At 72.4% G+C, this 14,318-nt stretch carries 15 protein-coding genes; 5 read left to right on the top strand and 10 right to left on the bottom strand.

From position 1 onward, the window contains the following. Positions 1-6: 6 nt before the first annotated feature. The 3 genes from DFI_RS12995 to DFI_RS12985 all read right to left on the bottom strand — a co-directional run bounded on the left by DFI_RS12995 (position 7) and on the right by DFI_RS12985 (position 2,434). Entirely contained in the window at positions 7-1,050 is a 1,044-nt protein-coding gene (locus DFI_RS12995; RefSeq protein WP_081425999.1) for an LptF/LptG family permease, read from the bottom strand. Between the two features lie 86 nt (positions 1,051-1,136). Beyond that, a complete protein-coding gene (ddrC, locus tag DFI_RS12990) occupies positions 1,137-1,835 on the bottom strand; it encodes a DNA damage response protein DdrC (protein WP_027464059.1) in 699 nt (232 codons plus the stop codon). Positions 1,836-1,924: 89 nt separating this feature from the next. Continuing rightward, positions 1,925-2,434 (bottom strand): M23 family metallopeptidase, encoded by a 510-nt coding sequence (locus DFI_RS12985; RefSeq protein ID WP_027464060.1) that lies wholly within the window; start codon positions 2,432-2,434, stop codon positions 1,925-1,927. A gap of 111 nt (positions 2,435-2,545) precedes the next feature. On the opposite strand from DFI_RS12985, the gene DFI_RS12980 reads away from it, so the two are divergent. Both DFI_RS12980 and DFI_RS12975 read left to right on the top strand, forming a co-directional pair. Further along, positions 2,546-3,856 (top strand): M16 family metallopeptidase, encoded by a 1,311-nt coding sequence (locus tag DFI_RS12980; RefSeq protein WP_051308254.1) that lies wholly within the window; start codon positions 2,546-2,548, stop codon positions 3,854-3,856. Beyond that, on the top strand, positions 3,849-5,081 hold the full coding sequence (locus DFI_RS12975; RefSeq protein ID WP_027464061.1) for a M16 family metallopeptidase: 1,233 nt from the start codon (positions 3,849-3,851) through the stop codon (positions 5,079-5,081). The genes DFI_RS12980 and DFI_RS12975 overlap by 8 nt, the downstream gene beginning before the upstream one ends. Position 5,082: 1 nt before the next feature. Here DFI_RS12975 and DFI_RS12970 read toward each other — a convergent pair whose 3' ends face one another. The 7 genes from DFI_RS12970 to DFI_RS12940 form a co-directional block, all read right to left on the bottom strand. Continuing rightward, positions 5,083-5,955: a menaquinone biosynthetic enzyme MqnA/MqnD family protein gene (locus DFI_RS12970; RefSeq protein ID WP_027464062.1), complete on the bottom strand. Its 873-nt coding sequence runs from the start codon at positions 5,953-5,955 to the stop codon at positions 5,083-5,085. Between the two features lie 62 nt (positions 5,956-6,017). Beyond that, on the bottom strand, positions 6,018-6,368 hold the full coding sequence (locus tag DFI_RS12965) for a nuclear transport factor 2 family protein (protein ID WP_027464063.1): 351 nt from the start codon (positions 6,366-6,368) through the stop codon (positions 6,018-6,020). Between the two features lie 2 nt (positions 6,369-6,370). Then, positions 6,371-7,501 carry an aminofutalosine synthase MqnE gene (gene mqnE, locus DFI_RS12960; protein ID WP_027464064.1) on the bottom strand — a complete coding sequence of 377 codons (1,131 nt, stop codon included), beginning with the start codon at positions 7,499-7,501 and terminating at the stop codon, positions 6,371-6,373. 133 nt (positions 7,502-7,634) lie between these two features. Next, the gene (locus DFI_RS12955; RefSeq protein WP_027464065.1) at positions 7,635-8,990 is read right to left on the bottom strand and encodes a TldD/PmbA family protein; all 1,356 of its coding nucleotides are present in this window, start codon (positions 8,988-8,990) and stop codon (positions 7,635-7,637) included. After that, a complete protein-coding gene (locus tag DFI_RS12950; protein WP_051308256.1) occupies positions 8,987-10,408 on the bottom strand; it encodes a TldD/PmbA family protein in 1,422 nt (473 codons plus the stop codon). The genes DFI_RS12955 and DFI_RS12950 overlap by 4 nt, the downstream gene beginning before the upstream one ends. Positions 10,409-10,536: 128 nt before the next feature. Next, positions 10,537-11,580, bottom strand: a complete 1,044-nt coding sequence (locus DFI_RS12945; RefSeq protein WP_027464067.1) for a DmpA family aminopeptidase — start codon at positions 11,578-11,580, stop codon at positions 10,537-10,539. Between the two features lie 21 nt (positions 11,581-11,601). Beyond that, entirely contained in the window at positions 11,602-12,561 is a 960-nt protein-coding gene (locus DFI_RS12940) for a helix-turn-helix transcriptional regulator (protein WP_027464068.1), read from the bottom strand. A 95-nt stretch (positions 12,562-12,656) separates the two neighbouring features. Between DFI_RS12940 and DFI_RS12935 the strand changes: the two genes are divergently transcribed. The 3 genes from DFI_RS12935 to DFI_RS12925 all read left to right on the top strand — a co-directional run bounded on the left by DFI_RS12935 (position 12,657) and on the right by DFI_RS12925 (position 14,306). After that, positions 12,657-13,145, top strand: coding sequence for a DinB family protein (locus tag DFI_RS12935; RefSeq protein WP_027464069.1), 489 nt, complete (start codon positions 12,657-12,659; stop codon positions 13,143-13,145). Beyond that, complete coding sequence (locus tag DFI_RS12930; protein ID WP_244940276.1) at positions 13,142-13,480, top strand: DUF1905 domain-containing protein; 339 nt, start codon at positions 13,142-13,144, stop codon at positions 13,478-13,480. The genes DFI_RS12935 and DFI_RS12930 overlap by 4 nt, the downstream gene beginning before the upstream one ends. Positions 13,481-13,784: 304 nt before the next feature. Next, entirely contained in the window at positions 13,785-14,306 is a 522-nt protein-coding gene (locus DFI_RS12925; RefSeq protein ID WP_027464071.1) for a DinB family protein, read from the top strand. The last annotated feature ends 12 nt before the right edge of the window (positions 14,307-14,318 follow it).

Genomic DNA, 14,318 nt, shown 5'->3' with positions numbered 1-14,318 from the left:
GGGGCATCAGCGGAGCCTCCAGGCGAGCGCGCCGGCCAGCAGCAGGAACGCGGCGTTGGGCAGCCAGGCGGCCAGGGCGGGGTCCAGGGCGCCGGCGCGGGCCAGGGTAGGCATGGTGACCCACAGGGCGTAGAAGCACACGATGAACACCAGCACCGCCGCGAAGGCGGCCGCGCGGTTGCGGATCAGGAGGCCCAGCGCCCCGGCGGCCAGGGCGAACACCATGGGCGTGACCGGGTCGGCGAGGCGCTGCCAGAACTGGAACTGGTAGTCGCGCTGCTGCGCGGGGCGCAGGTCCGGGCGGGCCAGCGTGGCGCGCAGCTCGGCGTTGCTGACCTGCTTGGGGTCGGGGGGTGGGGGGCGCAGCACGTCGTTCTGCGGCACGGTCAGGGTGGGGAGCTGCCGGGGCCGTTCGCCGGGTTTGACCACCCAGGGGGTGGTGAGGGTCCAGGTCTGCTTGCGGGTGTCCCAGCTGCCGCTCTGGGCGGTGAGGGTTTCGGTGCCGCGCTGCACCATCACGCCGCTCAGGGGGGCGACGCCGTTGTCGTCGGCGGTCTGCACGCGCCCGGCGTGGTACAGCGCGCCCGGGGGGGCGTAGGTGTAGCTGTCCTGCGTGGCGGGCGGCACGGCCTGGCCGTAGATGTCGAACCAGGCGCGGTCCCAGTTTTTCAGGCCGGCGGGGACCAGCGTGCCGGTGTTCCAGAACGCGAGCACGCTGACGACCGCGAAGGGCAGCAGCAGCGGCCACACCAGGCTCAGGGGCCGCACCCCGGCGGCGTGGGCGGCCTTGAGTTCACTGTCGCGCTGCATGCGGGAGAAGGTCAGCAGCACCGCGAAGGGCACGGCGGCGGCCAGGGTCTTGTTCAGCACGCTGGGCAGGTACGCCGCGAAGGCCGCGACCGCCTTTCCGAGCGGCGGGTCGTAGGTCATGATGCGTGAGACCGTGCTGGCGAGCGCGTCGGTCATCTGCAGGCTGAAGAACAGCAGGACGCCCGCGACGTACCACAGTGTCACTTCACGCAGCACGGCGCGGGTCAAGATGGTGGGCACGACGGGAATTCTAATGGCCGGGCGTGAGGAGTGGCGCAGCAGAAACCGCCACGCCGGACGGGGCGTGGCGGTGCGGGCGGCCTGACTCAGCCGGCCTGGGGGGACAGGGGCGTGTCCCAGTTCTGGCGTTCCTGCCGGGCGACCTGTTCGTGCAGTTTCAGGATGGCGGCGTTGCCGTGCGCGCCGTGTTCCTGAATGGCGCGGGTGGTGGCGGTGTCCAGGTAGGCCAGGCGCAGCAGTTCGGTGCTGTTCAGGCCGTCGCGGGTCTGTTTCACGCCGCGCACGCGGCGGATGGTGGCGCTGTCGGTGCCGAGGATGCTGCGGTTGCTGATGCTGCCCAGCTGGCCGTACACCTGGCCGTGGCCGCCGTGGCGGGAGACGGTGGAGAGCAGTTCGCGGCGGGCGTGGGTGCTTTCCAGGCGGGCGGTGAGCCAGCGGCGCTGTTCGGGGTCGGGGTTGCGTTCGGCGATCTGCGCGGCGAGGCGCACGTCGCCCTGCATGGCGCGGGACAGCAGCGTCTGGGCGCGTTTGCGCCAGCGGCGGGCTTCGGGGGTGTCGAGGGTGAAGGCGAGGCGGGTGAACTCGTCGGGGTGCAGGGTGGGTTCGGCGCCGGCGCCGAAGTCGCGTGGGGGGCTCTGGAGGTCGTGGGTGGCGGCGAGGTCGGTCCAGGGGGTGGTGAGGTCGAGGCCCAGGTGAGCCAGGGCGGTGGGGGCGTGCAGCAGCCCGTCCGCGCTCACGGGAAGCCGGACGCTGCCGAATTCGAGGATGTTCGGAAGGCTCTTCATACGAAGAGTATACCACGGATTATGTAAAAGACATAATGATGCGAGGGGCGAGGCCGAGTTGGTTCACGGCGTCAATGTCGTGGTTTCGCCTACTTCGCGGCCAGCAGCGGATAGGGGTTGATCGCCCCACCCGCTTCGTAAATGCCGTAATGCAGATGCGGCGGCGTGCCCTTCGCGTTCCCGCTGTCCCCCACGTACCCCACCGTGTCCCCCGCCTCCACCCAGTCCCCGCGCCCCAGGTCCGGGTAGCGTTCCAGGTGCGCGTAGTAATGCCGCTGCCCACCCGGCCCCAGGATCATCACCGTCCGGCCGCCCAGCGCGTTCTCGCCCACCCGCAGCACCACCCCCCGCGTCGTCGCGCGGATGGGCGTGTTCCGCTTCGCGAAGATGTCGATCCCCTCGTGCCGCCGCCCCCCGCTGCGCGCCCCGCCCCAGGTGTCCGTCAGCGCCGCGCCCGGCACCGGGTTCGGCAGCGCCGCCGGGACGGGCGCCGACACCAGCGCCGCGTACCGCCGCATCCCCTCGATGACGGGCCACAGCACGTACGCCGCGCCGGCCAGCACGGCCAGCGCGAGCAGCCACCCCACCAGCCGTCTCATGCTCCCAGCATGCCCCGGCCTCCCGGCGCGCGAATCCCCCCAAGGTTGCAGTCCCGCGCAGAGTGTGCCGGTGCCCTGTGGCCCGAGCGCCCCGTGCACTAGACTCCCCGGATGCCGTCCGGCGCCCCCCCCAGCCCCACCGCCCCGCTCCTCACCCTTCCCGGGGGGCTGACCGTCGCCTTCGAACGCCGCGCCGGCCCCGGCTTCGCCTTCGACCTGCGCCTCCCCGTCGGCAGCGCCCACGACCCCCGCGGCCTGGAAGGGGCCGGCGGCCTGCTGGAGGAATGGCTCTTCAAGGGCGCCACCACCCGGGCCGGCCGCACCCTGGACGCCCGCGGCCTGCAGGACGCCTTCGACGACCTGGGCGTGCGCCGCGGCGGGGGCGTGGGCGCCGAGGCCACCCGTCTGAGCGTGAGCGGCCTTACCGCCGACCTCCCGGCCGCCCTGCACCTGATCGGCGACGTGCTCACCCGCCCCGTGCTGCCGGAGGGCGAACTGGACGTCCTCACCGACCTGGCCCGGCAGGACCTGGAGGGCCTGCAGGACAGCCCCACCGACCTGCTCGCCATCGAGGCGCGCCGCGTGGCCTTCCCGCCGCCGCCCGGGTCCCCCTTCGCCGGGTTCACCCACCCCGCCAGCGGCACGCCGGACAGCCTGCGGCACCTCACGGCCGCGCCCCTGCGCGCCCACCTGGGCCGCTACGGGCAGACCGGCGCCGTGCTGGGCGTCGTCGCGGACCTGGACCCCGCCGACCTGCTGGCCCACGTCACCGCCGCCCTGGGCGACCTGCGCCCCGGGCAGAACGAGCCGGTGCCCGCCGCGTTCCAGCCCGGCACGCAGGCCCACGTGACCGAGGAGGACGCCGAACAGACCCACCTGAGCCTCACCGCGCCCGGGGTCGCCCCCACCCACCCGGACTGGCTGCCCTGGCAGATCGCGCTGACTGCCCTGAGCGGCGGCAGCGCCAGCCGCCTCTTCCACGCCGTGCGCGAGGAACGCGGCCTGGCCTACGCCGTCAGCGCCAGCCCCGTCCTGCTGGCCGGGCAGGGCTTCCTGAGCGTGTACGCCGCCAGCACCCCCGCCCGTGCCCCCGAGACCCTGGACGTGCTGCACGCCGAACTGGCCCGGCTGCCCCTGGGCCTCACCGCCGCGGAATTCCAGCGGGCCCGCACCGGCCTGACCACCAGCCTCGTGTTCAGCGGCGAATCCCTGCGCGGCCGCGCCGGCAGCCTCACCCGCGACGTCGCCCTGTTCGGCCGGGTGCGGCCCCTCGCGGAACTGCGCGCCGCGCTGAACGCCCTGACGCTGGACGACATCAACGCCTTCCTGGCCGGGTACGACCCCGCCGCCCAGCTCAGCACCGTGACCCTCGGCCCGGACGCCGCCCGCCCCGCCCGCACCGTGGAGGCCGCCTGTGCCTGAACCGCGCACCCACCGCCTGCCCAGCGGCCTGACCCTGCTGCTCGAACCCGACCCGGCCGCCCAGACCGTCGCCGCCGGGTACTTCGTGCAGACCGGCGCCCGCGATGAACCCGCCCCGCACATGGGCGTCAGCCACTTCCTCGAACACCTGCTGTTCAAGGGCAGCGAGACCCTCCCCGCCGCCGACCTGAACGCCCGGCTCGACGACCTCGGCGGGCACGCCAACGCCTTCACCAGCGAGGAGGCGACCGTGTACCACGCCGCCAGCCTCTCCGAACGCACGGGTGAACTGCTGGACACCCTGACCGAACTGCTGCGCCCCGCCCTGCGCGACCAGGACATTGCGGTCGAACGCGGCGTGATCCTCGAGGAGATCGCCATGTACGCCGACCAGCCCGGCGTGCGCGTCATCGACGAGCTGCGCGCCGACTACTGGGGCGACGAGCCCCTCGGCCACCGCATCCTCGGCACGCCGGAGACCGTCACGGCGCTCACGCCCGGCATCCTGCGCGGCTACCACCAGGAGCACTACGGCGCCGCCCGCGTCGCCCTGACCGTCACCGGCGCCTTTGACCCGGCGGCCGTGCACACCTGGGCCGAGGCGCACCTGAGCGCCTGGCCCGCCGGGCCTGCCCCGCGGCCTTCACCCGCCCCCACGCCCCGGCACCCCGGGCACGTGCGCGTCGTGACCGACCACGCCCTGACCCGCGTGCAGGTCGCTGCCTGCACGCCGGGCCTGCCCCTCACGCACCCGCTGCGCGAGGCGGCCGCCGTGCTCGGCGACCTGATCGGCGGCGAGAACGGCGCGCTGTACTGGGCGATGCTCGACACCGGCCTGTGCGACAGCGCCGACCTCGCCCACCTCGACTACCGCGACGCCGGCGTGTTCGAGGGCGGCTTCTCCTGCGACCCCGACCGCACCGCCCAGGCCCTCGCCACCTTCCGCGCCGTGCTCGCCCGGGCCGGCGACCTCATCACCGACACCGGCGTGCGCCGCGCCGCGCGCAAACTCGCCGTGAGCACCCTGCTGCGCGCCGAAACGCCCCAGGGCCGCCTGTTCACCCTGGGCATGGAGTACCTCGCGCACGGGCAGGCCCTCACCACCGAGGACCTCGTGCGCCGCTACGAGCAGGTCACCGCCGAACAGGTCCGCGAGGTGCTGCGCCTCTGCCCGCTGGACCCGCTCACCGTCGTGGCCCTCGGGCCGCTCGACACCCTGAGCTGACTTACCGGACGCCGAACTCCAGCGGCGCGTGCCCCGGCACCGCCCGGTCCGCGAACTCGTTCAGCGCCAGCCGGTCGGCGTCCTCCAGGTGATACCGGAAGTTCCACAGGTAGTGCTGCACCACGTCCGCCGGCAGGCCCAGCTTCCGCGCGTGCCGCTCACTCACCTCCGCCAGGTGCCCGATCCCGTGCCGGCGCGCCGCCCGCATCGCGTCCAGCAGCGCCGCCGGGGGTGGGGTGGCCTTCCGGTACGCCCACACCGCGAACACGAACGGCCGCCCCGTCACCCGGAACCACTCCTCCGCCAGGTCCGTCACCGTGATGCCCCGACCGGACTGCGGGATTTCCGGCACGATGGTCGCCTCCGTGAACGGCCCCACCACCCCGTACCACTCCCGCAGCGCGCTGTCGCCGATGCGCAGCACCCCGTCGAAACCCTGCGCGAGCAGCGCCTCCGCCTCCCCCTCCGCGCGTTCCAGGGTGGGGGAGACGCCCCACTCGAGCAGCAGCACCTCCAGCAGCGCCACGCTCATCGCCGACTGGCTGGTCAGCGCCACGCGCTTTAACTCGCTCAGCGCGCAGGTGTGAAACAGGTTCACGCTGTACACCGGCCCCAGCACGCTCACGCTGAAATCCGGCAGGGCCGAGAGCGTGTCCGCGTGCCGGATGAACTCCACCGCGCTGATGTTCGCGATGTCCACCGCGCCGGACAGCAGCGCCTCGTTCATCTGCGTGGGCACGCCCGTGATCGCCGTCACGCCCGGCGGCAGCACCAGCGAATCCAGAATCGGAGCGACATTCGTGAAGTGAATCCAGCCCGCGCGGTACGGGGAAAGCGGGCGGGGATCGGCCGGTGGGGGGTGTGAGTCAGTCATGGGCTTCTTTCGGGCAAAGGAGTGGAGGGAGGCGGCTCAGCGTGGGCAGCGGCGGGGTGCGGTCAGGGGACGACCTGCACGCTCACGACCTTCCACTGGCCCTGCTGGCGGGCGTACACGCGCAGGAAGCCCTGGATGCGCTGCCCGCCCACGTACAGGGTGCCGCGGGTGATGGCCGTGTCGCCGTACACGCGGCTGGCGTGCCGTTCGAAGATCAGGGTGGCCTCGGGCGCCTGGGCCATGCCCTCGAGCATGCCGGCCTTGGTCACGACCGTGCCGTCCGGGAAGAAGCCCAGCCAGTCGTCGTGCAGCAACTCCGCCAGGTCCTGGGGCCGGCGGTGGTGGTAGGCGGCGTTCCACTGCTCGTCCAGGGCGAGCACGGCGTCCAGGTCGGCCTGATCGGGGGCGGTCATGGTCAGTCGGCGGCCTGCGCGCCCTCGCGGGGGAAGGTTTCCAGTTCGTTGTAGTACGCGTCGCGCAGCACCGGGAGCCTCCCCGCGTGCTGGATCATGCGGACCATCCCGGCCTGCGAGAGCGCCATGGGGCTGGTGGCGCCGGCGGCGTGCGCGATGTGTTCCTCCTGGATGGTGCCGTCGATGTCCGACACGCCCCAGTCCAGGCTGACCTGGGTGAGTTCGGAGCCGATCATCACCCAGTAGCCCTTGATGTGCGGGAAGTTATCCAGGTAGATGCGGGCCACGGCGAGGTTGCGCAGGTCGTCCAGGCCGGTGGTGTACTCGGTCTTGCCGAGGTTCTGCGCCAGGGTGTTCCCCAGCGGCTGGAAGGCCAGCGGGATGAACGCGTGGAAGCCGCCCGTCTCGGCCTGCAGGTCGCGCAGGCGGTGCATGTGGTCCAGGCGCTCTTCCAGGGTCTCGATGTGCCCGTAGAGCATGGTGGCGTTCGTGCGCATGCCGAGGCTGTGCGCCTCGCGGTGGATCTGCAGCCACTTCTCGGCCTTGACCTTGTTCTTCGCGACCTGCCTGCGCACGCGGTCCGCGAAGATCTCCGCGCCGCCGCCGGGCATGGCGGCCAGCCCGGCGGCCTGCAGTTCACGCAGGACCTCCAGGGTGGGTTTCTTGCTGATCTTGCTCAGGTGCTCGATCTCGGCGGCGGTGAAGGCCTTGACCTGCAGGTCCGGGTACGCCTCGCGCAGCTTGCGCACCATGGCGGGGTAGTACTCCCACTTGTGGTTGGGGTGGTGGCCGCTGCTCATGTGCAGTTCGGTGATGCCGGGCAGGTAGCGGCGCCCGACCTGCCGGACGACCTCGTCCGGGTCGTAGTCCCAGGCCCGGTCCTCGCCCTTGTGGGCGGCGAAGGCGCAGAAGGTGCAGCCCACGTAGCAGATGTTCGTGAACTCCAGGCGCATGCTGTGCACGAAGAACACCTTGTCGCCGTGCAGGCGCTGCTTGGTGGTGTTCGCCAGGCGCATCAGGGCGTTCATGTCCCGCGTGCGGTACAGCTGCATGCCTTCCTCGAAGCTCAGGCGGTCGCCTGCCTCGACCTTCTCCACGATGGGTGCCAGGGACGGGTCACGGAGCCACTTCATACCCGCCACAATACGCCCGTCCGGCAATCCCAAGTGTCTCCCACAGAGGAATACGGCAGCGGGGCAGGGGAGAACGGCCGCGGCCGCGCATGCCCGTTGCCGGGCCGCGCGGCCGCTGCTCAGGTGGGCGGGGTCAGCTGCCGCCGACCGCCAGGGCCGCCACGCGCACCATCGGGGCGCCCACCGACCAGTTCGTCCACTCCACGGTATCCCCGACGGCCTCCACGCGGCCCAGCAGGTCCAGGATGTTGGCGGCCACGGTGAACACCTCCAGCGGGTGCGCGACCACGCCGTCTTCCACCCAGAAGCCCTCGGCCTGCAGGCTGAAGTCCCCGGTGATCGGGTCGGCGCCGGCGTGCCCGCCGCTCACGCCGGTGAGTTTCAGGCCGGTCAGGCCGCGCAGCAGGTCGGGTTCGGGGGTGGCGCCGGGCTGCAGGTGCAGGTTGCTGTACCCCACGCCCACGGTGCCCTGGTAGCCCATGCGGTCGGCGTGGCCGGTGCTGGTCACGCCGGCGCGGGCGGCGGTCTGGGCGTTGTGCATGAACGCCGCGAGTTCACCGCCCTCGACCAGGGTCAGGGGGGCGCTGGGGCAGCCTTCGGCGTCGAAGGCGCGGGACTGCAGGCCGCGCGGCAGGGTGGCGTCGTCCACCAGGGTGATCAGGGGGCTGATGATCCCCTGCCCGAGGCGCCCGGCCAGGGGGCTCTTGCCTTCCTCGACCATCTTGCCGCTGAACATCGGGGAGAACAGCGCCAGCAGCTCCGCCAGGCACTCCCCGGTGATCACGGCCGGGAAGGTGCCGGTGGGGGCGGGTTTGGCGCCCAGCAGCGCCAGGGACTTCTCCACGGCGCTCAATGCGGTGCGGGTGGGATCCAGTTCCGTGAATTCGCGCGTGAACTGCCAGTCGCCGCTCATCTTGTTCTGCCCGTCCTCGCTGACCAGCGGGTACGCGGCGACCATGGCGTGCAGGGCCTTGTACCCGCGGGTGAGGCCCTGGGTGTTGCCGATCAGCACCTCGCGGTCGCTGTCCACGTACTGCCCGTACGGCAGGCTCTTCACGCGCGGGTCGGCGTTCATCGCGGCCTGCTCCAGCTCCAGGGCCACGCGCACCTTCTGGTCCACGCCCACGCCGGAAAGCCCCTCGCCGTACAGGTCCACGCTGGGCGGCTCCCCCCAGGCGAGCAGGGCCGCGCCGGCCTCGGGGGCGGCCAGTTCGGCGTTCTCCACGGCGTCGTCCAGCGCGCGGTCCAGCGCGGGCCGGGAGAGATTCTCGGTGAAGCTGTACCCCCATGCGCCGCGCACCAGGGCGCGCACGCCCACGCCCTGCCGGGCCTGCAGCTTGAACTCGCTGACTTCCCCGCCGAAGGCCTTGACGCTGGTGGAGTTGGCGCGCTGGGCGTACACCTCCAGCGGCACGTCGCGGGTGGTGGCGCGGGCGAGCAGGTACGTGCGGGCCGCGTCGATGCTGAGCTGTTCGGTGCTGGCGGTCATGCGCGGCCTCCCACGGTGATCTCGCTGATCAGGATGTGCGGCTGGCCCACGTCGGTGGGAATGCTGCCGCTGACGCTGCCGCACATGCCCTGGCCGAGGCTCAGGTCGCCGGCGACGCCCACGATGTTCATCAGGTCCTGCGCGCCGTTCCCGACCAGGGACGCGCCCCTCAGGGGCCGGGTCACCTCGCCGTTCTCGATCAGGTACGCCTCGTTCACCGCGAAGTTGTAGTCCCCGGTGCCGGGCGTGACGCTCCCGCCGCCCATCTTGCGGGCGTAGATGCCGTGCTTCACGCCGGCGATCAGTTCGGCGGGCGTCTGGGTGCCGTTGTCGATGAAGGTGCTGCGCATGCGGCTGGCCGGCGCGAACGTGTAGTTCTGGCGGCGGCCGGAACCGGTGCGGGCGTACCCGGTCTTCATGGCACCCACGCGGTCCACCATGAAGGACTTCAGGATGCCGTTCTCGATCAGCACGGTGCGCTGCGCGGGCATGCCCTCGTCGTCCACGTTCACCATGCCCCACGCGCCGGGAATGGTCCCGTCGTCGATGGCGGTCACGCAGGCGTCGGCGATCTTCTGACCCATCTTGTCGGCAAACACGCTGGCGTTCTTCTCCACGGCGGTCGTCTCCAGGATGTGCCCGCAGGCCTCGTGGAAGATCACGCCGCCGAACTCGTTGCCGATCACCACGGGCAGCTTCCCGGCCGGGGCGTACTCGGCGTGCAGCATGGCGTTCGCGATCCGGGCGGCTTCCTCGCCGATCTCCTCGGGAATCTTCTCCTCGAAGAACTCCAGGCCGCGCGCGGCGCCCGGGCCGTACATGCCGGTCTCGCGCAGCGTGCCGTCCTGCGCGATGGCCCGCACGATCAGGCGGGTGTACACGCGCTCGTCCTCGGCCCACAGGCCCTCGCTGTTGGCGACCAGCACGCGCTGCACCCGGTCCAGGTACGTGACGTCCACGGTGCGCACGAAGCCCACCCCGGCGGCCCCGCCGTGCGCGCGGCGCATCAGGTCCAGCTTCGCGCGTTTCGCGGCCGCCAGCGGGTGCTGCCGGGCCACGTACAGCGGCGGGGCGTCCACGCGGCGGAAGTCCAGGCCGCCCGCGCCGTCCCGCGCGACCTCGCCGCGGCCACCCTGCGCGCGCGCCACCTGGGACGCCAGGTCCCGCAGGCCGCGGGGGGTGACGTCGTTGGTGTAGGCGTACACCACGCGGGTGCCGTACAGCAGGCGCAGGCCCGCGCCGAAGAGGTTCCCGCCGGTGGCGTCTTTCACCTCGCCCTGCAGGGTGCGCAGGGTGGTGTTCAGGCTGTCCTCGATGAACAGCTCCGAGAAGTCCGCGCCGCCCGCGCGCGCGAGGTGCAGTACCTCGGCCGCCAGCGCCTGGTCCAGCAGGCTGTCCGTTCCTACGGTCTGTGTCATGTCACTCCTGAAACGCCGGCCGGCACGGGGCCGGGGCGCGTGGCTGAATGCTGGTGTTCCTGCCTACTCTGCCGTGGCCCTGCGCAAAAGAAAAGCGCGGGCGGCGGCACTGAGCCATTCGGCTTAGCTCACGCGGGGCGCGTCAGGGCCAGCACCCGGTCCACCGGCAGGGCCTGCACGGTGCGGCCCCCCGTTCCGGTGATCGTGTGCGCGGTGAACAGGCTGTTCAGGATGGCCTCCTCGGTCGCCTCCACCGCCGCCTGAAACAGGGAGGTGAGCGCGACGTTCGGCAGTTCGCTGGTGTGCAGAAGCGGCGTTCCTGCCACGCGCCGCACGCCCGGCGCGGTGCTGAACGCCAGCGCGTAGTCGCCCGACCCGTTCGCCATGACGCCCCCGGTGCGGCCCACGCCCAGGAACGCCCGCCGGGCCACGCGCGTGAGGTTCCGGTCCGAGAGGGGCGCGTCCGTGGCGAGCACGATCATCACCGACCCGTCCGGCGCGGCCGGCGGCGGTTGCAGGTCCGCCCAGACCGGGACGCCGCACACGGTCAGGTCCCCGCCGAAGTTGCTCTGCACCAGGGCGCCCAGCGTGAACGCGCCCGCGTCCGTGACCACCACCCGGGACGCCGTGCCGATGCCGCCCTTCCAGCCGAAACACACCGTGCCGGTGCCCGCCCCGACCGCGCCCTCCGCGACCGGACCGGACCGGGCGGCCGCCAGCGCCGCCCGCACGTGCTCCGGCCGCACCACCCGCGCGCGGATGTCATTCAGGACACCGTCGTTCGTTTCCCCCACCACGGGGTTCACGCTCTGCACGGCCTCGTTGCCCGGCTGCTCCAGGGTCCAGCCGATCACGCCGTCCAGGCCCGCGGCGACACTCAGGGTGTTCGTCAGCACCAGGGGCGTTTCCAGTTCGCCCAGTTCCTGCACCTGCGTGCCGCCCGCCAGTTTCCCGTACCCGTTCCCGACCGCCAGCCCGGCCGGCACCCGCTCCCGGAACACGTTCCCGCCGTGGGGAAGGATGGCCGTGACGCCCGTGCGCACCGCGTCTCCCTCCAGCAGGGTCAGGTGGCCCACGTGCACGTCCGGCACGTCCGTGATCGCGTTCAGCGGCCCGGGAGGCAGGCGCCCCACGCTCGGGCCATGGTCCCTCAGGCGTCCGCGGCGGTTCATGCGCGCATCATGCCACCGCGCTCAGCCGGTCGCCTGCGCGGCCAGCAGCGTGCGGCCGCGCTCGGCCATGACCCGCAGCGTGTCCAGCAGGGCCGGGGGGCTGTCCACCCGCACCGGGTAGGGCAGGGCCAGCAGGAACGACGCGAACCACTCCAGCTCCTCGCGCTGGCAGCGCACGCGGGTGCCGCCGGCCTCGGCGGTGATGTCGGTGTGCCAGGTGGTCAGGCGGCCCTGCAGGGCCTCCGGCGGGCAGGCCAGCCACACGCTGATGTCGTGCCGGGGCCTGGCGGGCAGGCTGGCGCGCGCCAGGGCCAGGGCGTCGAAGGTCGCGGGCGGCGTGAACGTCTCGTCCAGCACCGCGAGGTCCCGCACGCGGTCCAGCCGGAACGAGCGCAGTTCCTGCCGCAGCTGGCACAGGCCCACCGCGTACCAGCGGCCGTCCAGGTGCATCACGCGGTACACGTTCGCCCTCCGGCGCGAGGCTCGGCCGGTGAGCGAGGTGTACGCGAACTCCACCACCTGCGCGCCCCGCACCGCCCGAAGCAGTGTGGCGAGCAGGGCCGCGTCGGTGCTCACCACCCAGGGGGACGCGTCCAGCTGCACGGCGGCCTCCAGGGCGTGCATGTCCTCCCGCAGTGGGGCGGGCAGGCTGCGGGTGAGTTTGGCGCTGGCACCCTCGGCAGCCGGCGTCAGGGTGTGCAGCCCCAGCTGTTTCAGGGCGCGCAGGCCCAGCGCGAGCGCCAGCGCTTCCTCCCCGGTGAACATCAGCGGAGGCAGCCGGAAGCCGGGCTTCAGGCGGTACGCGCCGCCCACGCCGCGGCGGCCCTCCACGGGAATGCCGAGGTCCTGCAGGCGGGTCACGTACCGCTGCACGGTGCGGGGGCTGACCTCCAGCCGCCGGGCGAGTTCCGCGCCGGTCACGGATTCACGGGCCTGGAGCAGCTCCAGGACGGTCAGGATGCGCATGGACGGGTCGTACATGAGACCTCCGGGGGCGGGTGAGGGCAGTGTACCGGGAATTGCGTCACCTTCTGACGGGAATTGCCTTTACGCTCAGAACGTAAGGAGGACATGACATGACCCACACCATCACCACGCCCGCCCCGATCGTCACCCCCGAAGGCTTCCTCACCCACTGGCAGGGCCACCGACGCCTCACCCGCCGCGTCATCGAGGCCTTCCCCGAAGACCAGCTGTTCACCTTCACCGCCGCACCCCCCATGCGGCCCTTCGGGACCCTCGCCTGGGAAATCCACCAGGTCAGCGAACTCACCCTGGACGGCCTCCTCACCGGCACCTGGACCGAACCCGACTGGCGCCGCGGCACCGGCACCGACCGCGCCGAACTGCTCGCCGAATGGGACGCCCTGAGCACCCGCCTGGAAGAGAACTTCGCCGCCGTGGACCCCGCCTTCTTCGGGCAGCAGCACACCCTGCCCTGGGGCCAGATGAGCGGCTGGGCCGCCACCATCTACACCATCGACAACGAGATCCACCACCGCGGACAGGGCTACGTGTACCTGCGCGCCCTGGGCATCGAACCCCCCGCCTTCTACGAACGGTGACCCCCGCCGCGCCCAGCCGGCTGCAGTTCACGGGCGACCTCTGGCAGTGGCGGGGCCCGGCCCCCCACTACTTCGTCCGCGTGCCGGACGACCTGTGCCCCCTCCTCAAGGACGCGGCCGCACTCGTCACCTACGGCTGGGGCATGATTCCCGTCACCGTGGGCATCGGCGCGGCCGAATACGACACCTCCCTTTTCCCCAAGGAGGGCGGATACCTCGTGCCTGTCCGCGCGGACGTCCGCCAGACGCAGGCCCTCACGGAAGACCAGCCGGTGCAGGTCACCCTGACCCTGCGGTCCGGCCGGGCCTCCCGCACCGTGCGGCGCCGGGAATGACCGGCCCGGCCACCCCGCCTGGTATTCCGTGACCGGTCCCCCCACCTCCGGGACGACCTTCAGGCCGCCGCCCTGCGGCCGGTCCGGGCCGGCGTCCGGCGGGCCGCGCCGCTGGACGCCGGCCAGACCATGACCGTGAAGGTGCATGTGCAGCCCCGGGCGGCCTCCACCCCAAGAGACGCACCCGGAACACACGGCCCTGGCCGTGATAGACCGGGGCACCATTCCACCCTGTCGGACATGTGGCCGCCCGCTGCCCTGCCGGGCGGGGCTTCACCGACCATTTCCAACGAAGGAGCTTCCCATGAGTGACCTGGATTTCCTGCTGGAATCGTTCCGGCGCAACGCCCGCGTGAATCAGGCCGTGCTGGCCGCGCTGACCCCCGAGGACTTCGCCCTGAGTGACGGCCGCGGCGGCTGGACCGTCGAGCGGCACCTGCGGCACATGGCCGGCTTCCGGGTGGGCTGGCTGTGGAACATGACCCCGGAGCACGCCCGGCCCCTGCTGGACGAGACCCGCCGGGACGCGGACGGCGACCCTCAGTGGCGCTGGCAGGACAGCCCGCCCGCGGACCTGGGCGAGGCCCTGACCGCCGGGGACGAGGCGGCCGTGCGGGCCGTGCAGGCGCACCTGGCGAGCGGCGAGCCGTTCGCCGATCCCTGGAACGAGGGCACCTACCGCTCCAGCCCGGCGCATTTCCTGATGCACACCATCGTGCACGACAGCCACCACCGGGGGCAGATCATGGCCCTGCTGCGGCTGGGGGGGCGGTCCAAGGAGCAGAGGGACGCGTTGGAGGAGCACTGGGCGATCTGGCGCGAGTAAGCCGGGGGGGCG

The sequence above is a fragment of the Deinococcus ficus genome (assembly GCF_003444775.1).
GTDB lineage: Bacteria > Deinococcota > Deinococci > Deinococcales > Deinococcaceae > Deinococcus > Deinococcus ficus.
Note: the sequence above shows the minus strand (reverse complement) of the source record. Positions and strands in the feature narration are given on the sequence as shown.